Origin of the sequence: Kitasatospora sp. NPDC059327 (assembly GCF_042752535.1) — a bacterium.
Taxonomy (GTDB): Bacteria; Actinomycetota; Actinomycetes; order Streptomycetales; family Streptomycetaceae; genus Kitasatospora.
This window is the reverse complement of record NZ_JBHYYB010000010.1, coordinates 105,693-126,551: the sequence shown is the minus strand read 5'-3', so window position 1 is coordinate 126,551 and position 20,859 is coordinate 105,693. Positions and strand designations below refer to the sequence as shown.

Here is a 20,859-nt window from a genome sequence, read left to right as displayed (position 1 = left end):
GTCAGGGAGCCACCGTGAACGCCCACGAGCAGATCATCCTCGTCACCGGATCCACCGGGAACCAGGGCGGCGCCACCGCCCGCCACCTCCTCTCCGCCGGCCGGCGGGTCCGCGCGCTGGTGCGCGACGAGACCACCCCGGCCGCCGCCGCCCTCGCCGCCGCCGGCGCCGAGGTGGTCCGCGGCGACCTCGACGACCGCGCCGGCCTCGACGCGGCGATGCGCGGGGTTCACGGCGTCTACAGCGTCCAGGCCGCCAACGACAACGAGGTGGCCCAGGGCATGAACGTCGCCGATGCCGCCAAGGCCGCGGGCGTGCGGCACCTGGTGTACTCGTCCGTCGGCGGCATGCAGAGCCAGAACCGCTTCTACGTCGAACGCGGCTGGGGCCCCATCGACAAGTGGCGGATCGAGCGGCACATCCACGACCTGCGGCTGCCCGCGACGATCCTGCGCCCCGCCGGCTTCATGGAGGACTTCACCAGCCCCGCGAGGTTCCTCCCCGGCGGTACTCTCACCGTGCCCTGGCACGACGACCTCGTCATGCAGCTGATCGCCGTCGACGACATCGGCGCACTCGCCGCACTGGCCTTCGCCGAGCCGGACGTCTACCTGGGCCGGTCCATGGAGATCACCGGCGACCGGCTGACCGCCCCGCAGATCGCCGCCGCACTGAGCACCGCGGCCGGCCGGCCCGTCCCGCACGTCCAGGTGCCCCTGGAGGTCCTGTGGGAGCACCACCCCGAAACCGCGAAGGTCTTCACCTGGGCGAACGCGACGTACTACGACTCCGACCCCCGGCCCCTGCGCGAGGCCCACCCCGGCCTCATGGACTTCGGCACCTGGCTGGAACGCTCGGGCCGGACCCGGCTGACGGCACAACTGGACGCGCCACGGAACCGACCGGACACAGCCGAGCACTGACCGCCCGGGCCGGGACCGTCCACCCACCCCCATGGACCGGCCCGTCGGCACGGGCTCCACCGACCGGAAGGAGAGTGGCGGCCAGGGCGAGGGACGTGCGAGTCGCCCACGCCGGGGACCCCCGAAGCGTCACCCGGCAGTTCACCGCAGCCCGCGACGCGTACGCCTCGGCCGGGCCGGCCGCCCACGATCGCGGTGGACGAGGTCGAAGCAGTCGTCGTGGCAACGCCGAAGGGGAACCCTGCGGTGCGGTCACGGCGAGCCGCTCGAAGCCACGGTGAGGCGTCCGCCGCCAGGACCGGGCGGGCGCCGACCGCGCGGCGTCGCGGCTGCGTGCTGGGCACGATGGGTGGAGTTCCTCCGGACGAAAGGGTGACAGCGTCGGCCGTTCGGGTCGGCGACGACGGTGTCCGAGCCCCGTCGAACAGCCAGGCGCCCCAGCGGGGTCGAGGGAGGATCTCAAGGTTCGGTAGGGGGGGTCATCACGGCGGTCCGGGGCCGGGTTCGTCCCCGGCGGCGGGCTGCGGTCGGTCCCGCCGGTTGTGCTGCCGTCCTGGGCCCCCTGGACACGCGGACGTTCGGCTGGGACTCGCGGAGGGAGCGCTCGGGGTTCAGGAAGCGTGGGAGGGGAAGTTGGTGGCCACCTGGCGCAGGAGTTCGGCGTTGGCGCCGGTGCGCTTCAGCCGATCCAGGAGCAGCTCTGCGGCCTGCTGGGTGTCGCGGCCGGCGAGGGCCCGGCGCAGGGCCCAGGATGCGGGGGTGCGGGCGGGGCCGAGGAGGAGTTCGTCCCGGCGCGTGCCGGAGGCCCTGACGTCGACGGCCGGGAAGACGCGCTGGTCGGCGAGGCGCCGGTCGAGGCGCAGCTCCATGTTGCCGGTGCTCTTGAACTCCTCGAAGATCAGGTCGTCCATCCGGGAGCCGGTGTCGACGAGGGCGGTGGCCAGGATGGTCAGTGAGCCGCCGTTCTCGATGTTGCGAGCCGCGCCGAAGAGCCGCTTCGGGGCCTGGAGCGCCGCGGCGTCGAGGCCTCCCGAGAGGGTTCGACCGTGCGCGGGGGCGGTGGCGTTGTGGGCGCGGGCGAGGCGGGTGAGGGAGTCGAGCAGGACGACGACGTCGTGGCCGAGTTCGACGAGACGCTTGGCGCGTTCGACGGCGAGGTCGGTGAGGGCGGTGTGCTCACGGGCGGGCCGGTCGAAGGTGGAGGCGATGACCTCGCCCTTCACGGAGCGGCGCATGTCGGTGACCTCCTCCGGGCGCTCGTCGACCAGGACGACCATCAGGTGCGCCTCGGGGTGGTTGCGGGCGATCGCCTGCGCGATCGTCTGCAGGACGAGCGTCTTGCCCGCCTTGGGCGGTGCGACGATCAGGCCGCGCTGACCCTTGCCGATCGGGGCGACCAGGTCGATGACGCGGCCGGTCAGCTGCCGCGGTCCGGTCTCCAGACGCAGTTGTTCCTGCGGGTACAGGGGCGTCAGCTCATGGAACGCGGGCCGGGGGCCGGCCTCGTCGACGCTGATGCCGTTGATCGTGTCGATGCGGGCCGGCGTCGGGCGGCCGCCGCCCGGACGCGGGCGGGCCGCGCCGGTCAGGACATCGCCCCGTCGCAGGCCGAGGGCACGCACCTGGCCCGCCGGGAGATCCATGTCGGTAGGCCCGGGAAGGTAGCCGGACGTGCGCAGGACCGCGCCTGCCTCCCGGATGTCCAGCACACCGGCGACCGGCACGAGGCCGCTGCCATCCGTGGTGTCCGGCTGCGCCGCCGGCCGGCCGGAGCGGGCGCGTGTGCGCGGCGACGGGAGGACGGGCCGGCCACTGCGACCCGCGGTGTCCTCGGCCCGGGGTGCGCCCACCGGCGTGGGCGGGCGGGCGGTGGAGCGCGCGCTGGTGATCGCCTCGACGAGCTCGTCCTTGCGCAGACGGGCGGTGCCCGGGATGCCGAGGTCGGCGGCGAGTTGGTGCAGGTCGGTCTTCAGCAGGGCGTCCAGCGGTGTGGTGGTGGACGGTTCGGTGGTGGTGGTGATGGTCACGAGAGGGTACTCCTGAGGTGTCAAGGGGAGGTGGTGGCACCGGGGGATGTGGTGGCATCGGGCGGGCGCACCGAGATGAGCCGGCGGCGAGCGACAGGGCCGACCGGGTGCCCGGGCCGGGAACGTGGCGTCGCCCGGCGGGCGCGCCCGGGTGGGCGTGGGCCCGGCGGCCGAGCGGCCGTCGCGGGGCGGTCAAGGTCCTTGCGGACGGCAGCAGGGCCGGTGAGCGACCGCCTGGGCGGTTCCTGAAGGGTGGCTCTCAGGCTCGGGCGACATGCCAGGCATCGAGGGCACTGGAACGGTGACAGTCTGCTGGTTCCGAGGCCTGTCGCAGAGTGTCCCCGTGGTGAAACGGCGCCTGGTTCCCGCACCCCGAGGGTGGGCATCCAGCTGCACCGGTGACCATCATAGCACCACCGAGGTCGGCGTGATGCCGGCACCGCTCTGCCGCCGCACCGCGGCCGGAGGTCCCGGCTGCCGCTGCCCACATCGGGTCGCCGGCCCGTTCCTCCGCTCGGGGCGGGGATTTGACCCGTCATGCGTACGCCGGCCGCCTGCCGTTCGTGCCTGGAGCAGGGGGCGTGCTCGACGCCCACCGGTCGGCGCGTGCGTCGCCGACTCGGGGTGGGCGGTGTTCAAGGAACGGGTTCATCACCTGCCTGCCGGAACGACGTACCGGGGAGAACCCCGTCAGGGGTGTTGCCGAGCGGATCCGCTCTGTCACGGCTCCTCGGTCGCTTCGGTCGCTCGTGTGCCGCCGCCGGTGGCCCGGGTGCGACCGGCTTTCCTCCCTCCCGCTCCGGACGGCAGTTGTGACTGCAGGCGCAAGGCATAGCCGGCGGAGTACTCGCTGCCCTTCTTGGCCGATCGCTGGTACCAGGCGAGGGCCTGCGCAGGCTCTCCGGCTTCCCGCAGGAGATCGGCCATCTCGCGCAGGGCCCGGTGGTCCTTCGCCTCCACACGCTGCCGCAGCCAGGCCGCGGCCTCGTCCAGGCCGCGGCTCCTCCACAGCATCCACGCCGCCTCGCGGTGGGCGTGCCACTCCCCCACGTCGGCGGCCTTGGTGAACGAGGCGACGGCCTCGTCCACGAGCGCCTCGTCCACGAACGCCTCACTCGTGTCCGCCATGGCCAACTCGCACTTCTCCCTGAGAATCAGCCCGATGTGCATGAACGCCGTCATGTCCCCCAGCTCGGCCGCCCGCCGGTACCACCGAAGGGCGTCGTCGGGCCGCTCGGTCATCCGGTAGAGGGCCGCGGCCCGCCGTATCGCCGCCAGGTCCGGCTTCGCCGCCGCTCGGAGGTAGATCGCCAGCGCCTCCTCCTGGCGCCCCACCGTGGCCAGGAGATCGGCCAGAGGCAGCACACTGCGCTCGTCCTCCTTCTGGACCGCCACCCGGTACACGAGGATCGCCTCATCGTCCCGGCCCAAGGCCTGGAGGCGCTCGGCGGCATCCCGCCAGGCCTCAAGGTCACCGGCCGAGCCGGCCTCGGAGAGGAACCGCAGGGCCCTGGTGGTGTCTCCCGCCTCCCACAGGAGACGGGCAGCCTCCCGCAGAGCGATCGGGTTCCCCGCGGCGGCCAGGGAACGCAACCACTCCACGGCCTCCTCCCCGCGCCCGTGGCGGCGCATGAGCGAGGCGGCCGCCCGCAGCGCGTGGCTCGCTCCGCGGTCCACGGCGGCCAACTGGTAGAAGTCGATCGCTTCGTGGTCCCTGCCGGTCCGGAGCAACCACCTGGCGGCGACGACCGCGGCGTCGGCATCACCGGCTTCCGCGAGCGTCCGCAGCCACGCGACCGCTTCGTACGGTGCGCCGCTCTCGCTCAGCAGCGCGGCCGCCGGTTCGAGCGCCTGGACGTCACCGGCCTCGGCCGCCCGCTGGTACCACGTGGCCGCTTCCTCCAACCGTCCCGACTGCTGCAGGAGCGCCCCACCCATGTGCAGGGTGTCGGCGTCGCCCTGCATGACGGCTCTGTGGAAGGTCTGGATCTTCAACAAGGGATCGGTGTTCCGGCTGGTGGAGAGGTACTGGGCCACGGAGCCGCGAGCGTTGGCCCCGGCCAGGGCCAGCCGGGGATCCCGCCCGACGGCCTCGGCCAGCCTGGCCAGCTCGGCCGTGGTGAACTGCGCCGGGACGTCGACGGCCGAGTCGTCGATCAGGGTTCGCGCCGCGGCGTCGGCTCCCGGGGTGGGACCGCCCGACCGGGTCAGCACGCCGGCCGCGGTCGATACGGTTCCGATCACCAGGATCGGGGCCCGGCGCGGGTCGTGCAGTGCCTCCCGGATCTCGGCGTGAACCTGTCCGGCCACGCCGAACTGGGCAGGGTCCAGGTACCGGTCGACGCGGTCGAGCCAGACCACGGTGCCCGGTCCGGCCTGGGACAGCGCCTCGACCAGCTGCTCGCCGTTCGACGGATCCGCGGGGAACCAGAGACGCCAGCTCCCCGGCAGCCCCCGCAGGGCCTCCCAACAACTGCGCGTCTTGCCGGTGGTCCGTGGCCCGCGTGCGACGACCATCGCGCTCTGACCCCCGACGGCTCTGTACACCACACCGTCGATCACCTGGTCGTGCTGGCGCCGGACGTACGGGACCAGCACCGGCAACACAACTCCGGCATCCGGCAGCGCGAACGCCTCCCGGACCCCCAGAGCCAACGGATCCGTCACCTCTCCCACCGCGTGCCCGTACGGCCGAACCGCGGCTGCGCGGATCCACAGCTCCCGGGCCTGCCCGCCGGTCGTCACCGGGTCGACCCCCGCCGTATGGGCCAGAGCCACCGCCACCGCCACCGCGTCCCCCTGGCTCCCGAGGGAGGACGATCGCAGCAACCGGTTCACACTGTCCCGCTCAGGAGCGAAATCCAGGGAGTCGTCCAACCGGATGGCACCGACGATGTCGGTCAACGACGGGGCCCCCGCCTCCAGGTACAGCGTGTGCACCCAGTCCTTGAAGTCCTTCAGCGGCCCCGGCCGCACCCAGGCCCGGGGCGGCACCCGTCGGGGACGGCGTCCGGCCGGCGTCCTGGCGCCGACCGCCTTGGTCCGGGCGGCCACCCCGGGGGACCTCACGGGGCCCGGCGGCAGATCGCCGCGGGCCCGCCCGGGCCGGTCGGCCCGGACACGCCGCCACAGTTCCTTCCACACCTCGGCCCCGTACTCGGCCGTGGGCGAACCGGCGAAGTCCGAGATGGCCCGCATGAAGACGCAGAACACATGCTCGCTGGGGACCGCGCCCCGCCGCAACGCATCCCCCAGCGTGCTCCGGGGGAGGCTCTGGCCCAACGCGGCGGCTCGCTCCTGGACCGCGCGCAGCGACGGACTCCCGCTCAGTTCGTGTGCCGCACGCATCAGTTCCCCGAGGTGGTGCACCTCGCTCAGCGACTCGGGCTCGCGCCAGCGGAGGCCGGAGTGCCGCGCTCGCCCCGCCGAAGCACTGCTCGGCGTCCTGCGCCAGAGCCGCTCCGCCTTCGCCAGCTCGGACGGAGTGCCACCGCATGCGCGCACGAAGGCCTGGACGACGTCCAGCTGCGGTCGGCGCTTCCCGGACGCCGCCCGCGAGAGCGTCGACACGGATACCCGTGGCGACGTCTCGGCGGCCATCTGGGCATAGGTCCGTCCGCTGCGTGTGCACAGAGCCTGCAGGTACTCAGCCAGATGCCCGGCGACGGCTCCTGCGGCGACCGCTGTCCTCGGCCTTCCCACCCTGTACGCTCACCCGCGCCGGCGCCCCGCGGAGACGGCGGACACCAGCCGTCTCACCAGCTCGGCCGCCGTCAGCACGGCAGCGCTCGAAAGCGCGATGATCGTCTCGGTCGACAGGCCGATCGCGGCCAGGACGACGAACAGGGTCAGCACCGCCACTGCCAGCACGACGACGGCGGCGGACACCGGCCCGTCACCGCCTCCGGCCTTGCGGCGTCCACGCGGCACACTCATTCGAATTCCTCCCACAGTCAGTGCAGCCCTCATGACAGATCGGAACCGGGGGAGGTTGCAGCTCCCCTGGCGGACCGTGCGGCCAAGTCTTGAGCACCCCGGCTCCTGGGATGAACGACTCGGGCACCCGCTTCGCCAGACCTTGAAACAACCCGGACCGGCAACGCGGGATCTCCGCAGATCAGAGCACCTGCACCGCACAGATCGACGGCGGATGGCGGTACTTGTCCGGTTTTCAGCCCGGGATTCGCGCCACCCTTGGGTTCTTGCGTGATCGTCCGGATGCCCGTGCAAAAACACCGTCCGCCGACGCCCCATCCGCGCTGGTCAAGGCGCACCACATGCCCGGCAGGCCCGGCCGAACCCGCTCCTTGTCCGGCCCGAGGTCATCGCAACCCGGCCGCACAGCCTCAAGGGACCGACACATTGGTACCCGGCCTCCCGGTTGCAGCCCATGACAACCTCGGGACCACGGCCGCGCACCGGTTGCAGCGGCGCCGGCCAGCCGGCCGACAGGCCTGGCCGGTTCGGGGGCGTCCAGAGCGACGCCCCCGAACCACTCCCCCACCAGACGTGCGCCGGCCTGGCGACACCGCTTCGACCGAGAACAGCGGTGGCAGCCGCAGAACCGGGCCCGCCCGGCGAATCACTCTTCCACGGACCGAAGTTGCTAGCGGCTTCACCGAGCTGCGCACCGGAGCCCTTGCGCCGTGTGCTGCTACGACCCCGGCGACAGGAGCCGCCGAAAACCTCTCGCCGCATGAACCGGACTGGGACGACATCGGGCCCACCTGTCGTCCTGAGGCCGGAGCGGAGGCGGAGCGGCAGTGACTCCTTGACAACGGGTCAGGCAGAGAAGGAGCCGATCAGGTCGGCGACGACGTGGGCGCTGCCCCGCTGGTTGGCGAAGGACACCCTCCCGTCCGCGGAACCATCACCTGTGTGGAGACCACCTCGCCCGGCCGGTGGTTGATGTCCGAGGCGTCCGGGCGGCCCGTCCCGTGCGGGTGGACCGTCAGGAAGCTCGTGTCAGTCAGCCACAGTTCGTCACGACTCCCGAGGACGACGCCACGGCCGGGCAGAGCCCGTCACCCTCGTTCGCGGGGCCGGCACACCAGGGGGCCGAAAGCACGGGAACCCAGGCCCTCATGGAGGCCGGTTCGACCTCGGACGGCCCCGCGAAACCGTTGGAGCGCACCGCGAACGAGTGCCGGAGCCGGCTCAACGGAGGACGGTCCGCGTGCGGGTCCATCCCATGGCCGACCCTTCCCGGGCGGCTCCCGAGCGCGCGACCGACCGGGCGCCACCGGGACCCCGAACCCGGTGGCTGGTTCCCCGAACCTCTACAGTCCTGTAGATTCTGGCTGGCAGCAGGCCGATCAGGCCTGGCCGGACCATGGGCCGGCGGCCTGGAACCCGGACCGCCGCCCTCCTGCCGGCGCACTGCCGCTCCAGCACATCGGGGGAACGACCGTGGATCGACCGCTCAGGCTCCTGCAGCAGGACCGGGTCGACTTCGAACATGCCCTGAGCCGGGCACTGTCCGCCACCGAGGTCAGGGACGCTCTCACGGCGGCCGGACCCGCAGCGCCCGGCACTGAGGACCTGCGGGCGCTCGTCCGCGGGTCGACGGCCGAGATCACCGCGGCGGTCGGTACGGAGTTCGAGCGCTACGCCGGACTCCGCGCCTCGGCCGCGCCGTCCGCTCCGATGCGACCGGAACCGCCCCTGGGGCACGAGAGAGCGGCCGGGGTGGCCGGCGTCATGGCCGTACTGGTGCCGCTCATCGCCGGCACCGCCGCAGCCATCCTCTTCGTGCTCGGCCAGATCATGGACATGGTGAAGTCCCAGCGCGGACTCGGGGGCTTCCTGATCTCCGCGGCTGCCCTGACCGCCGCCATCGCCGGAATCAGCATGGCGCTCGGGCTCTGCGGCCTCCTCGTCGAGGCGTCGCGCAGGCGAGCAGCCCCACCGAGGCAGCAGCCGCGCCATGACGACGTGCAGGACGAGCTCCAGCGGGCACGCGAGGCGTGGCGCACGGCACTACTGGAGCACGGATTGATTCCGTTCCTGCTGAGCCGGGCCCAGCCCTCACCCAACGGCACCGCACCCGAGCGCGCCTTCCGACCCGCCCACAGCAGGCCGGACTTCGACAGCCCGGGCTTCGGCCCCCAGTAGTCCGAGGCCCCGGAACCGACGCCTGGTCCGCCAACGAGTACACCGCACGACACCCAAGACCACAGGAGAAGCAGTGAAGTCGCGCATCATCGCGAGAGTCGTACCCGCCCTCGTCCTGGCCGGACTGATATTCGGCGCGCCGAGCGCCGCCGAGGCCGTTCCGGCCGCCGTCCGTGCGTCCGTATCCGCCCCCGCGGCCGCGCCGCCCACCTCGGACCGGACGGGCGGGGACAGCACCCTTGCGCAGCGGACCCACGACCGCACGGCCGACACCGGCGTACTCGCGGCCGGCGACAAGAAGGAGAAGAAGGGCGGCTTCTTCAAGAAGCTCGGCATAGCCGTGCTCGTCGTCATCCTGCTGATCGTGCTGTTCGCCATCGGGCTCGTCGTGGCGATCGTGTTCGCGATCCGCGCGATCTTCCGCCGTCGCCGGGAGGCGTGAGCGGCGAAGCCGGGGCCGACGGAGGCTCGGCCAGGACAGCCGAGCCTCCGTCGGCCGGGGACGGGTTCCCTCACGGCCGGGTGGTCGGACGGCACCTGACACCCGCGCAGGCTCTCGCCGTCCGCGCCCTGTCATCGAGGGCGAGCCGGTGGCCGAGGCGGCGGACGTGCAGCGGGAACCGCGCGCCGGTCTGATCGGTGCGGGCACGGTCGGCGGCGAGCAGACCGATCGGCAGGACCGGAAGGAAGAGGGCCCGGCGCGTGCGGACACCGTTGGGTCCGACGCGTTGGCCGGGGCTGTCGAAGACGGCGCCCGGAATGAGCCCGGGTGCCTGCTCGCTCGGGTTCCGGCAACCGGCCGGCCCGGCGGCGGCGATAGCCGTCCGACCCGATCCACGGCTGGGTACTCAGCCACACGCCCTTCCGGGCGAGCGGCTCGATGGTCTCCTCGCTCGCGAGGTGGCCGAGGAGTGCCGGGTGACGCACGGCGGAGGGCGCACGGCGGAGGGCGCACGGCGGAGGGCGCACGGCGGAGGGCGCACGGCGGAGGGCGGCACCCGATGATCCGGTGCCGCCCTCCGCCGTGCCCCGGGCGGGCGTCGAGGCTCCGCCCGGGGCCGGTCAGCCGAGCGAGGTGAGGAGGGTGTCGAGCGCCTCGACCTCGGTGGCCCGGTCCGGCTTCGAGGCGCGCAACGCCTTGAGGACCTGGTCGATCTGGCCGTCGAGGAGCGTCCAGGCTTGCTGGTTCTTGGGCCGCAGACTGGACTGGTCGTCGTCCCAGGCCTTCTCCAGGTCCGCGATCCGGGCGGTCGCGCCCGCCTGGTCACCGGAGCCGAGCCTGGCGAGGGTGTCGGCGGTGACGGTACGGAACTTCGCCACCTCGGCGGCGGGGAACGACGAGGTCACCTGATCCGGCGTGAGCGGGGCGGACGAGGACCCCGCCGCGTCGCCTTCCTCGCTCGCCGCCGCCGCGGCGTGCGGCCGCTGGTGCGCCCAGATGAGGAGCGCCGCGGTGGCGAGCGCCACGACCACGTAGTAGCCGAGCATGATCCGCTCGCGGGCCGGGTCCGACGCACCCGCGGCCCGGGTCCGGCCGTGCGTCTCGATGACGTCGGCGCGGCTGCGGCCGAGGTGGAGGACGGTGGCGAGGATCGCGGCCAGGAAGACCACGCTGGTCGCCGCGGTCCCGAGGCCCAGACCGCCGTCGCCACCGGGCGAGGCGAGCCAGTCGCCGAGGTTGGCGCCGAGCGGGCGGGTCAGGATGTAGGCCAGCCAGAAGGACAGCACCGTGCCGGCGCCCAGGCGCCACGCGAGCACGATGGACGCGATCAGGCCGAGCGGGAGCAGCACGGACACGCCCGGGGGCCAGCCGGTGAGTTCCAGGGTCCAGTCGCCGGTCGCGGTGCCGAGGGCGAAGGTGACCAGCACCGCGAGCCAGTAGAAGAGCTCACGGGGGCGGGTGACGATGCTGTGGATCGACAGGGTCCGCTCGCGGGCGTACCAGATCCCGAAGACGGCGGCGAGGACGAGGGCGAACACGCCGCTGCTCACCGCGAGGGGGACGCCCTGGCTGTCGGTGAGGATGTCGGTGTACAGGGTGCCGGTCACGCTCAGCACCACGACGGTGAGCCAGTAGACGAACGGGACGTACCGCCGGGTGCGCAGCTGCCAGCCCAGGGCGGCGACCAGGACGGCGGTGAAGATCAGCGAGGTGCTGATCAGCCCGACGCCGAGAGTCATGTTGATCCAGTCGGCGAAGCTCTCGCCGACCGTGGTGCACAGGATCTTGATGACCCAGAACCAGACCGTGACCTCGGGCACCTTGTTCAGCAGCCCTCGGACGTCGGGTGCGGCCGAGCGCCGTTCCGTGTTGGTAGCCATGCGGGCGAGGCTCGCATGCCGGACCTGAACGCAACCTGAGCACCGGTCCGGGGACAGGCTCCGGTCGGGCCATACTGACCCGCATGATTTCCTTCCGGGTACTGGTCGTCGAGGACGACCACGGACTTCGCGACGTGCTCGCCCGAGGCCTGCGCGAGGAACACTTCGAGGTGCTCACCGCCGCCGACGGGGCGGGCGCGCTGCGCGCGGTCCACGACCGGGTGGATGCCGTCGTCCTCGATGTCGGCCTGCCCGACTCCGACGGGCGGGACGTCTGCCACGCCATGCGCGCGGCGGGCTTCGACGCGCCCGTGCTCTTCCTCACCGCGCACGACGCGCTGCCCGACCGGCTGTCCGGGTTCTCCGCCGGGGGCGACGACTACCTCGCCAAGCCCTTCCACCTGGCCGAGCTCGCCGCCCGGGTGCGCGCGGCGATCCGCCGCAACGGGCGCGCGCCCGGCGTGGAGGTCGACGACCTGAGCCTGGACCCCGTCGCGCACGTGCTGCGATCCACCACCGCCGAGCCGGTCGCGCTCACCCCGACCGAGTTCCGGCTGCTGGCCTGCCTGATGTCCACTCCCGGCGCGGCGGTCCGCCGCCGGACACTGCTTCGCGCCGGCTGGCCCGAGGGCGCCCAGGTCAGCGACAACACCCTCGACCAGTACCTGCTGCGACTGCGACGCAAACTGGACCGGTCGGGCAGCACACGGAGCATCCTGACCGTGCGCGGCGTCGGATACCGCCTCGCGTGAGGACCGGACGAGCCCCCGCCACGCTGCGCGGCCGCCTCGCCCTGCTCGCGCTCGCCACCACCGCCATCTGGGTCGCCGTGCTCACCGCCGTCTTCAACGTCGAGCTCGGGGCGCGCCTGCGCCAACAGGCCGACGACCTGGTGCGCACCCGCGCGGCGGCGGTGGCCGCGACCATGGAGGCCCAACCCGACGGACGGATCGTCGAACACGAGCCCGCCGACGACACCGCCCTCGACGTCGGCATCTGGATCTACCAGGGCACCACGGCCGTCCAGCGCCCCAGCGCATCGGACGCGCTCCAGGACCGCGCGGACCGGCTCGCCGGCACCGGCGAATCCTCCGCGGACACCTCCGAGCCGCACGCCTTCCGCCTCTACGCCCTGCCGATCACAGCGGGAGACCGACAGGTGGGCACCGTCGTGGCCTCCGTCGGCCTGGACGCCTACCGCTATACCGCCCGCTCCGTCCTGGCCGGCTCGATCGGCCTCGGCCTCCTGCTGCTCACCGGCGTCTACCTCGTCACCCGCGGCGTCGTCGGCCGGGCCCTCCGGCCGGTCGACGAGATGAGCACCCGGGCCGCCCAGTGGAGCGAGCACGGCACCGCCCGCAGATTCGCCACCGACAACCACCTCGCCGAACTGGCGGGGCTCGCCGGCAACCTCGACCAGCTCCTCGACCGGCAAGCCGCGATGCTGCGGCACGAACAACAGCTGACCGCCGAGCTCTCCCACGAACTGCGCACCCCCCTGGCCAGGATCACCGCCGAAACCGACTGGCTCGTCGCCCGCCCCCGTACCCCCGACGACCAGCGCACCTCGCACGAGGCCATCGCCGCGGCCGCGGGCCGGATGCGGCGGATCTGCGAGACGCTGCTCTCCGAGGCCCGCAGCCGTGATCACCAGGTGCCCGGCCGCTGCGCCGTGACCGACGTGGCCCGCGCGCTGTCCGTGCGAAGCTCCCAGGAGCACCCCGGGGCCCCGGCCGTCACCGTGCTCGGCGACGGCGCGACCGCCGGCGTCTCCGCCGCGCTCGTCGAACGCATCCTCGCGCCGCTGCTCGACAACGCCCGCCGCTACGCGGTGCGCCGGATCGCCGTGGAATGCGAGCGGCAGCCGGGCCGGGTCCTGGTCGCGGTGGCCGACGACGGCCGCGGTGTTCCCGAAGGCGTGGGCGAGGCCGTCTTCGAGGCGGGCCGCCGCGCCGACCCGGACGACGGCCACGACGGCGCCGGTCTCGGCCTCCCGCTGGCCCGCCGCCTCGCCCGCGGCGTCGGGGGCGACATCACTCTCGCGCCCTCGTCCGAGGGCGCGAGGTTCGTGGTGTCGCTCCCCGCAGGCTGACGGGCGGGGCACGGCACAGACGGGACACGGCACGGGCGGGGCCTCGGCACGGGCGGGACACGGCACGGGCTCGGCCTCGGCACAGGCGGGACACGGCACGGGCTCGGCCTCGGCACGGGCTCGGCCTCGGCACGGGCTCGGCCTCGGCACAGGCGGGACACGGCACGGGCTCGGCCTCGGCACGGGCTCGGCCTCGGCACAGGCGGGACACGGCACGGGCTCGGCCTCGGCACAGGCGGGACACGGCACGGGCTCGGCCTCGGGCCGGAGAGCGACGTCCCGCGGATCCGCTCCGGCCCGCCCGACCGCACGCGCCGGCCACCCCTGCCGCTCGGAGCGCGGCGCCGGGCGGCGGCACCAGGTGGCGGAAGGCCCTCGGTGGAGCGGTCCGACCTCCGGTGGGCAGACTGGAGGAGGGGCCCCGAACGGTGGTGACGCGACCTGTGGGACTGACCAGTCACAAGCTCCTGGCACTGTGCGCCGTGCTGGCGGTGCTGTCGGTACTCGGAACACTGTGGATCTGGCCACGGCTGGCGTACCGCAACTGGCCCGCCATGTTCGGCCGGCTCGCCACCATCGTGTCCACCCAGGTCCTACTGCTGTGCACGCTCCTGCTGCTGGCCAATGACTACTTCGTGTTCTACAGCAGCTGGGGCGACCTCCTGGGCCACAACCGGGGGGCGGCGACCGTCCAGGGCGCCGGCCCGTCTCCCGGCACCGGGGCGGCCGGCGTGCAGCTGCTCGGGCGCAAGCAGGTACCGGCCACCGGCGGGCTGGGCCAGGACCCGGCACAGGTCGGCAGACTCGACCGGGTACGCATCCCGGGCGGGTCCACCGGGCTGTCCACCGACGGGTACGTCTACCTTCCGCCGCAGTACTTCCAGGAGCCGTTCAAGGACCAGCACTTCCCCGCCGTGGTCGTCATGACGGGGTTCCCCGGCGATGCGAAGAATCTGATCACCAAGCTCCGCTACCCGGCGACCGAGCTCCAGCTGATCAGGAGCGGCGCCATGCGGCCCACCGTCCAGGTGCTGGTGCGGCCGTCGCCTTCGATGCCCCAGGACAGCGAGTGCGAGGACGTCCCCGGCGGCCCGCAGGCCCAGACGTACTTCACCACGGACGTCCCGCAGGACCTCAGAGCGTCCTACCGGATCCTCACCGGTGGCGGCAGCCTCGGTGTGATGGGTGACTCCACCGGCGGGTACTGCGCGCTCAAGCTCGCCATGGAGCACCCCGACGTGTTCGCCGCCGCCGTGTCGCTGTCCGGCTACTTCAAGGCGGCCGAGGACTTCACCACCGGCGACCTGTTCGCGGGCAGCCGGCAACGCCGCGACCAGGCCGACCTCACCTGGAGACTCGCCCACCTGCCGGCACCCCCGGTCCCAGTCCTGCTCGCCGACAGCAAGGAGGACGGCAGCACCTACGCCGACTCACGCGCGTTCGCCGCCGCCGTACACCCGCCGATGACCGTCACCCAGGCGACCGTCGAAGCCGGGGGACACAACTTCACCACGTGGGTCCGACTGCTCCCCCCGTCCCTCGGCTGGCTCAGCACCCACCTCTCCGCCCCCGCCCGGCCTGGCGCTTCGCCCTCGGCGGCGGCCCTTCCTCCCCCGCGTTAGGCGCCCGCGGGCCGAGCGCCACGGCCAGGCCCCTCCCTACAGCCCCCGGTCGACACCGGTGGGCAGACCAGCGGCGGCACCGACGTCGCACGCGGCCGGCCGGCGCCGATCCGAGACCGGGAGCTTCCCCCGGAGCGCCCGACCGACCGGGCTCGCGCCGTCATCACACCCCGCGGCCCGGGTCTTCAGGAAACGTTCAGCTCGGCTCCGCCATGCTGACCGCGCTGCCCGTTCGGGCCGGAGCGCGAAACGGCGCACGGCCCGCAGGTGCGGCATCCGTCCGTTCCGAGGGCCGCCACCCCGGGACCGCGGTGCTGAAACCCGCCCGCCGCCGGCAGCGGCCCGGGCCCTCCCACGAGCCGAACAGGAAGACACGATGCGAAGCGAACGGCGGACATGCGTGGCGGGTGTCCGGTGATCAGCTGGCTCCACGCGGCCGTACTCGGCCTGATCCAGGGGCTCACCGAGTTCCTACCGGTCTCCTCCAGCGCCCACCTGCGGGTCTTCTCCGCACTGCTCGGCTGGGACGACCCCGGCGCCGCGTTCACCGCGGTCACCCAGCTCGGCACCGAGTCCGCGGTCCTGATCTACTTCCGCAAGGACATCGCCGCGATCGTCTCCACCTGGGTCCGCTCGCTGTTCGAACCGGCCCTGCGCAGCGACCAGAACGCCCGGATGGGCTGGTTCGTGATCGTCGGCACGCTGCCGATCGCGATCCTCGGCAAGCTCTTCCAGAGCACGATCGAGACCCAGCTGCGCGACCTGCGGATCATCGGCACCACCCTGATCATCTTCGGCGTGATCCTGGCGGTGGCGGACCGCACCCGCGCCGTCCGCACCGCCCGCGGGATCGACTCACTGACCTTCCCGCATGCCCTGATCTACGGCGCCGCCCAGTCCCTCGCCCTCATCCCCGGCGTCTCCCGCTCCGGCGGCACCATCAGCGCCGGCCTCTTCCTCGGCTACAGCCGCGAGGCCGCCGCCCGCTACTCCTTCCTCCTCGCCGTCCCCGCCGTACTCGCCTCCGGCGCCCTGGAGCTGTTCAAGATCGGCGAGGGCCCCGCGCCCGCCTGGGGACCGACCGTCTTGGCCACCCTCATCGCCTTCGCCATCGGCTACGCGGCCATCGCCTGGTTCCTGAAGTACATCTCCCACCACAGCTTCCTGCCGTTCGTGATCTACCGCGTCCTGCTCGGCATCCTGATCATCGGCCTGGTCACCGCGGGCGTCCTCGCCCCGAACGCCGGCACGATCCACTGACCAGGCCGGACGAGGCCCGCGCGAAGGGTTCCTGAAGACACCTTCAGGTCTTCAGGAACCCTTCAGCACCGCTCGGCCATGCTGAACACGACTGTTGGGACACGACGCCACCGGTCGCGCGGGAGAACGCCTCGCCGTGCGAAGAGTGCGACGCCGTCGGCCGACAGCCCCACCTGGAAAGGCACCCGACGATGCTCACCTCCTCGGCCCTGCTGGCCGTCAACCCGCTGGACGCGGGCTCACTGCTGGCCGCGTTCGGCGCACTGGGCATCGCCGTGATCATGTTCGCGGAGACCGGCCTGCTCGTCGGGTTCTTCCTCCCCGGCGACTCGCTGCTGTTCACCGCCGGCCTGCTGTGCACCACCGGCACCCACAGCGGCCCCCACCTCGACCTCGGCCAGGTCCTCGCCGCCGCCGTGATCGGCGCCCTGGCCGGCGCGCAGGTCGGCTACCTGATCGGAAGGCGCGGCGGCCGCGCCCTGCTCGCCCGCTCCAGCGGCAAGCACCTGCGCGAAGGCGCGGTGCGCGCCGAGGAGATCCTCACCCGGTACGGCCACGCCAAGGCCGTCGTCCTCGCCCGCTTCGTCCCCGTCGTGCGCACCGTCCTCAACCCGCTGGCCGGCGCGCTCGGCGTCGACGCCCGCACGTTCACCCTGTGGCAGGTCGTCGGCGGCCTGGTGTGGACGATCGGTCTCGTGATGGCCGGGTACGCGCTCGGCTCCTCCGTCCCCAACGTCGACCGGTACCTGTTGCCGATCGTCGCCGTCGTGGTCGTGGTGTCGCTGCTGCCGCTGGCCCTGGAGATCATGCGTTCCCGCCGTCAGGCCAGGGCCCGATGACCGGCCGCGCGAGCACGCTCGCCCTCGACGGCCGCGGACTCGACGGCGGCCTGTACCAGCGCATCGACCAGTGGGTACTGGACGCCGGCCGCGACGCGCCGCCGGCCGACCGGGCCCGCGTAGAGAGGCTGCGCCGATGGCTGACCGTATGATCCCACGGCGGGCCGCGCCCTGGATCGCGGTCTGCGCCGTGGCGTTCGCCGTCATCGGCGCCACCCGCGTCTACCTCGGCGTGCACTGGCCGCTCGACGTCCTCGGCGGCTGGCTCCTCGCCGCGGCCTGGCTGCTTCTCGGCTCCGCGCTCCTCCGGACACCGGGCCGACCAGAGCCCGAGGAAGCGCCGACGGACCGATCGGCGACATCGATGTAGACGCATGAGGCATGCCCCGGGACGGCGTGCCGCCGCTCGGCCGGACCGGAGCCGGCGGCCTGGCGGCCCGGACCGGAGCCGCGGGTGCGGGTGCGGGTGCGGGTGGGGGATGACGGGTGCGGCAGGACGGCGGCGGCGCCATCGGCAGCGGCGGTGCGTCTCCCCCGACGACGGTGTTCCGGTGCTCGGCCTCCCGACGGACCCATTCCGGGCGGGCCGACACACACCCCCGTGAAGCGTGGGAGTCAGGTACCGGTGGCCCGTCGTCACGCCTGCCGGACCGGCTTCGACCTGCGGCTGCCCAACGAGCGGACGGTCCTCGTCCTGACCGACCCCCTCTGGTACGCCGGCCGCCGTGTCCCCGCCGATGTCCTGGACCCCGTCGCGCGGTGCAACAGACCACCGACTCGCTGGTGTTCGTGGACGGGACGTTCCAGTACATGCCCTGGAACGGCGCCCTGGGAGAGGCCAGTGGCCGCCTGCCGGTGGACCGCACGCTGCGCATCGTCTGCCCCACCAAGTACCTGTCGATCCACGGGTACCGCTGTGCCCACCTCCTGGTGCCCGCCGCCCTGTGTCAGGAACTGGCGGACCTGCACCTCGACCCGCACGGCGATGTCGCGGTCTCCGACCGCCTCTTCGCCCACCGCGCCGCCGATCTCATGGCGCGGGAGGGCAACGGCGATCTGGTCCGGCACATCCGGGCCAACCACGTGGAGCTGACGGCGAGCGGAGTGCTCGCCGACCAGGCACCGATCGAGACCGGCTTCTTCCTCTTCGCCCGACCACGAGTTCCGCACAGGTGGTTCCTGGCGCTCGACGAAAGCTACTTCGAACTCGACGGCCATCCCGGCTACATCCGCATCAACGTCCTCGGCCGGACCGGCATCGAGGCGCTGATGGCGGCCTCCGCCACTCACCGCGGGTAGCGAACGGGACAGCACCGGCAACACATCCGACACCGCATCAGCGCCCCGAGCCCCGCACGCACCGCCGTCCGGACCCGCCCTCCACGACGCCCCCCACGGTATCGGAGGCACCCCACCGCGATGAACGGCAATCGCAGGGCCGGGCGACAGAAATGCCGCTCCTGTGGCAGCGAGCGCGAGAAGGGTTCAGCGGCCGTCGGCTCGATGCTTTCCACTAGAAAGTAGGTGGCCTTGATAGTAACCATATGCCGGTGCTTAGAATCTGTTCAGACACAGGAAAACCAATGGCCATAAGGCTATCGGCCACCACTTCTACGCCCATTGGCATCATCCTCGGCAGCGGAGCAGAGAAAGACCTGGCGTTCGCGGGTCGCCTTCGCCATTCCTGCCGGGTTTGGCGTCAATTGATCGCTCAGCGGCTCCGACGAACCGCCCAGCCTTCACAGGCGATTCATTCTCCACTCCGTATCGCGAACCGCCTGAAACCAAAACCTGTACCACCTTCGGATTCCTGGAGATTTCCACATGGCCCGTAAGATCGGCTACACCGTCACAAGGGTGGCCACCGTCCTGTCCTTGGCCCTCGGCACCGGCCTGGTCATCGGTCAGCCCGCGTTCGCCTACTGCGCCGAATGCTACGACCCGACCCTGTTCCACGACCGGCCCGAGGACCGCAAGCCGCCCACGACCGGAGACAAGACCCGTGAGATCTTGAATACGGTCATCGGCGTGCTCAGCTTCGGACCGCTGCCGGAATTCGGCGGCGTCGACGGAATCGGGGGGATCGAAAGCGGCGGCCGGCCTGCGGGTGAGCGTGGCGGATCCTCCCGCGGCGGTGGCGGACGCGACGGGGGCGACGGCGAGGGAGCGCGGCGTCCCGCGGACAGCAACGCCGCACGGACGTCGAAGTCAGCCACCGGCGCGACGGCGAGCAAGCCCCAGACGGATCCCGCGGCGCAGAAGTTCGCGGCGCAGAAGTTCGTGGAGGCCGACCGCGGCCCCAGCTACCAGATCGTGACCGGCGATCCCGCCCAGTCAGGCCAGGCCACCGCGACGGGAGCGGAGTCGCAGCTGGTACTCGACTTCAAGACCCTCGCCGTGGACACGCCGAACTCCGCCAAGGGCGTGACCCGGATCAAGACCGGCCGGACCCAACTGGCCAAGGACGACCCGAACTACGACTCGGACAGCGACGACTTCGACGAGCACTACCGCGACAGACTCCCCCGGCCCACCGCGCAGACCGACGTGGCGAAGGCCGTGGCCTCCGGCTCGGACCAGGTGGTGACCCTGTGGCGCGGCACACGACTGGACGTCGCGGAGGGCATGGCCACGCGCGGATCGGTATCCGGCGACCCCGCCTCACCCACCACGGCGCGGCCGTCCGGCACAGACGCCGCCCAGCAGGTCGGAAAGGGCGGTGTGCTCCCGGAGTTCACCACCGACCCCGGCGTCGCCGAAGGGTTCAGCCACAAGAACGCCCTCGTCGTGATCGACGTCTCGGCCAAGTACCTTTCTCGGGGCAGCGGTTCGGAGTCCGGTTGGGTCGCCGGCAAGACCGCCCCCGCACAGGTCCGGGTGATCGTCGACCGCACGGGCGGCTCCGGTGGCGGCAAGGGCCCCAACGGTTCCTGACCCCCTCGCTCCGGACCGGCGCGCCCCCGCATCGAGCAGGGCCTCCACCGTGGTGGCGCGCACCGATCCTTGATGGCCGCCCCGACAGCGGACGTACCGGCCACGGCCTGCTCTCCCGGCACCTGCAGGGCGACGGCCAAGGCCTCGTCACACCTGTTGCAGGTATGCCTTCATGACGGTGTGGGCGGCTTGCTCAGGGGTGTCGCGCAGGATCGGTTCCTGGGTGGCCGGGTCACCGAGGACGTAGCCCTCGTACACCGCGACCCACCGCTTCGAGTCGGCCGCGCCGCGCTCCACCCAGCCCACCGAGTGGCCCTCCGCCGTCACCAACCACACGTCCGGTCGCACCGTCCAGGACGTCGTCGTCCAGGCCGTGCCGAAGGAGGGGAATCCGGGAGCGGACCAGGGCGCGTGGTCCGCGTGGTGGGCCCGAGACCGTCGATGACGACGCGTCAACTCTGGAGGCAGTACGAGGCCCCGGACGAAAATCGTTGCGCGACCTGCCCCGGCCAAGGCCTTGACAGCGCAACAACCCTGATTGACCATGCATGAAAAGTGGCGATTACGCGCATCTTCCTGCAACAGGTAAGCATGCCGCTGATCCCTGTCAAGGAGTTGCACGCCATGTTCAGAAGATCTGCCCCCCGACTGCCGACCGTCCAGGACCCGCTGCCGCACCGACACGGAGCCCGGGCTTCCACAGCACACCCCCTGACACCTTCCCCG

General features: G+C 72.5%; 17 protein-coding genes. 12 read left to right on the top strand and 5 right to left on the bottom strand.

Features of this window, described 5'->3' with window-relative positions; translation table 11 throughout:
* The first annotated feature begins 14 nt into the window (after window positions 1-14).
* Entirely contained in the window at window positions 15-923 is a 909-nt protein-coding gene (locus ACFXHB_RS09495) for an NmrA/HSCARG family protein (RefSeq protein WP_380573301.1), read from the top strand.
* 611 nt (window positions 924-1,534) lie between these two features.
* Here ACFXHB_RS09495 and rho read toward each other — a convergent pair.
* From rho to ACFXHB_RS09480, 3 genes are all read right to left on the bottom strand, one after another.
* The gene (gene rho, locus ACFXHB_RS09490; RefSeq protein ID WP_380573299.1) at window positions 1,535-2,950 is read right to left on the bottom strand and encodes a transcription termination factor Rho; all 1,416 of its coding nucleotides are present in this window, start codon (window positions 2,948-2,950) and stop codon (window positions 1,535-1,537) included.
* A 720-nt stretch (window positions 2,951-3,670) separates the two neighbouring features.
* Window positions 3,671-6,652, bottom strand: coding sequence for a helix-turn-helix domain-containing protein (locus ACFXHB_RS09485; RefSeq protein WP_380573297.1), 2,982 nt, complete (start codon window positions 6,650-6,652; stop codon window positions 3,671-3,673).
* Window positions 6,653-6,661: 9 nt separating this feature from the next.
* Window positions 6,662-6,886, bottom strand: coding sequence for a hypothetical protein (locus ACFXHB_RS09480; protein ID WP_380573296.1), 225 nt, complete (start codon window positions 6,884-6,886; stop codon window positions 6,662-6,664).
* A gap of 1,473 nt (window positions 6,887-8,359) precedes the next feature.
* Between ACFXHB_RS09480 and ACFXHB_RS09475 the strand changes: the two genes are divergently transcribed.
* Together ACFXHB_RS09475 and ACFXHB_RS09470 are read left to right on the top strand one after the other, a co-directional pair.
* Complete coding sequence (locus ACFXHB_RS09475; RefSeq protein WP_380573295.1) at window positions 8,360-9,064, top strand: hypothetical protein; 705 nt, start codon at window positions 8,360-8,362, stop codon at window positions 9,062-9,064.
* A 73-nt stretch (window positions 9,065-9,137) separates the two neighbouring features.
* Entirely contained in the window at window positions 9,138-9,506 is a 369-nt protein-coding gene (locus ACFXHB_RS09470; RefSeq protein ID WP_380573293.1) for a hypothetical protein, read from the top strand.
* A gap of 620 nt (window positions 9,507-10,126) precedes the next feature.
* On the opposite strand, the gene ACFXHB_RS09465 is transcribed toward ACFXHB_RS09470, so the two are convergent.
* Window positions 10,127-11,386 carry a hypothetical protein gene (locus tag ACFXHB_RS09465; protein ID WP_380573292.1) on the bottom strand — a complete coding sequence of 420 codons (1,260 nt, stop codon included), beginning with the start codon at window positions 11,384-11,386 and terminating at the stop codon, window positions 10,127-10,129.
* A gap of 83 nt (window positions 11,387-11,469) precedes the next feature.
* Between ACFXHB_RS09465 and ACFXHB_RS09460 the strand changes: the two genes are divergently transcribed.
* From ACFXHB_RS09460 to ACFXHB_RS09420, 9 genes are all read left to right on the top strand, one after another.
* Window positions 11,470-12,138 (top strand): response regulator transcription factor, encoded by a 669-nt coding sequence (locus ACFXHB_RS09460; RefSeq protein ID WP_380573291.1) that lies wholly within the window; start codon window positions 11,470-11,472, stop codon window positions 12,136-12,138.
* A complete protein-coding gene (locus tag ACFXHB_RS09455) occupies window positions 12,135-13,478 on the top strand; it encodes a sensor histidine kinase (RefSeq protein WP_380573290.1) in 1,344 nt (447 codons plus the stop codon). The genes ACFXHB_RS09460 and ACFXHB_RS09455 overlap by 4 nt, the downstream gene beginning before the upstream one ends.
* 443 nt (window positions 13,479-13,921) lie before the next feature.
* Complete coding sequence (locus ACFXHB_RS09450; protein ID WP_380573289.1) at window positions 13,922-15,100, top strand: alpha/beta hydrolase; 1,179 nt, start codon at window positions 13,922-13,924, stop codon at window positions 15,098-15,100.
* Between the two features lie 417 nt (window positions 15,101-15,517).
* Entirely contained in the window at window positions 15,518-16,360 is an 843-nt protein-coding gene (locus ACFXHB_RS09445) for an undecaprenyl-diphosphate phosphatase (RefSeq protein ID WP_380573329.1), read from the top strand.
* A 191-nt stretch (window positions 16,361-16,551) separates the two neighbouring features.
* Window positions 16,552-17,199, top strand: a complete 648-nt coding sequence (locus tag ACFXHB_RS09440) for a DedA family protein (RefSeq protein ID WP_380573288.1) — start codon at window positions 16,552-16,554, stop codon at window positions 17,197-17,199.
* Window positions 17,196-17,351, top strand: a complete 156-nt coding sequence (locus ACFXHB_RS09435) for a hypothetical protein (protein ID WP_380573287.1) — start codon at window positions 17,196-17,198, stop codon at window positions 17,349-17,351. Before ACFXHB_RS09440 ends, ACFXHB_RS09435 begins: the two co-directional genes overlap by 4 nt.
* Window positions 17,336-17,569: a phosphatase PAP2 family protein gene (locus ACFXHB_RS09430; RefSeq protein ID WP_380573286.1), complete on the top strand. Its 234-nt coding sequence runs from the start codon at window positions 17,336-17,338 to the stop codon at window positions 17,567-17,569. The genes ACFXHB_RS09435 and ACFXHB_RS09430 overlap by 16 nt, the downstream gene beginning before the upstream one ends.
* Window positions 17,570-17,958: 389 nt before the next feature.
* Window positions 17,959-18,498, top strand: coding sequence for a hypothetical protein (locus ACFXHB_RS09425; protein ID WP_380573285.1), 540 nt, complete (start codon window positions 17,959-17,961; stop codon window positions 18,496-18,498).
* A gap of 525 nt (window positions 18,499-19,023) precedes the next feature.
* A complete protein-coding gene (locus tag ACFXHB_RS09420) occupies window positions 19,024-20,133 on the top strand; it encodes a DUF4765 family protein (RefSeq protein WP_380573283.1) in 1,110 nt (369 codons plus the stop codon).
* Between the two features lie 147 nt (window positions 20,134-20,280).
* Here the strand turns inward: ACFXHB_RS09420 and ACFXHB_RS09415 are convergent, their stop codons facing one another.
* Window positions 20,281-20,469, bottom strand: a complete 189-nt coding sequence (locus ACFXHB_RS09415; RefSeq protein WP_380573282.1) for a hypothetical protein — start codon at window positions 20,467-20,469, stop codon at window positions 20,281-20,283.
* Window positions 20,470-20,859: the final 390 nt, after the last annotated feature.

What these genes read in the sequence shown, in the direction of transcription:
- ACFXHB_RS09420 (WP_380573283.1), top strand. Translation starts at nt 19,024, where the DNA reads ATGGCCCGTAAGATCGGCTACACCGTCACAAGGGTGGCCACCGTCCTG.
- ACFXHB_RS09480 (WP_380573296.1), bottom strand. Translation starts at nt 6,886, where the DNA reads ATGAGTGTGCCGCGTGGACGCCGCAAGGCCGGAGGCGGTGACGGGCCG.
- ACFXHB_RS09460 (WP_380573291.1), top strand. Translation starts at nt 11,470, where the DNA reads ATGATTTCCTTCCGGGTACTGGTCGTCGAGGACGACCACGGACTTCGC.
- ACFXHB_RS09435 (WP_380573287.1), top strand. Translation starts at nt 17,196, where the DNA reads ATGACCGGCCGCGCGAGCACGCTCGCCCTCGACGGCCGCGGACTCGAC.
- ACFXHB_RS09430 (WP_380573286.1), top strand. Translation starts at nt 17,336, where the DNA reads ATGGCTGACCGTATGATCCCACGGCGGGCCGCGCCCTGGATCGCGGTC.
- ACFXHB_RS09440 (WP_380573288.1), top strand. Translation starts at nt 16,552, where the DNA reads ATGCTCACCTCCTCGGCCCTGCTGGCCGTCAACCCGCTGGACGCGGGC.
- ACFXHB_RS09465 (WP_380573292.1), bottom strand. Translation starts at nt 11,386, where the DNA reads ATGGCTACCAACACGGAACGGCGCTCGGCCGCACCCGACGTCCGAGGG.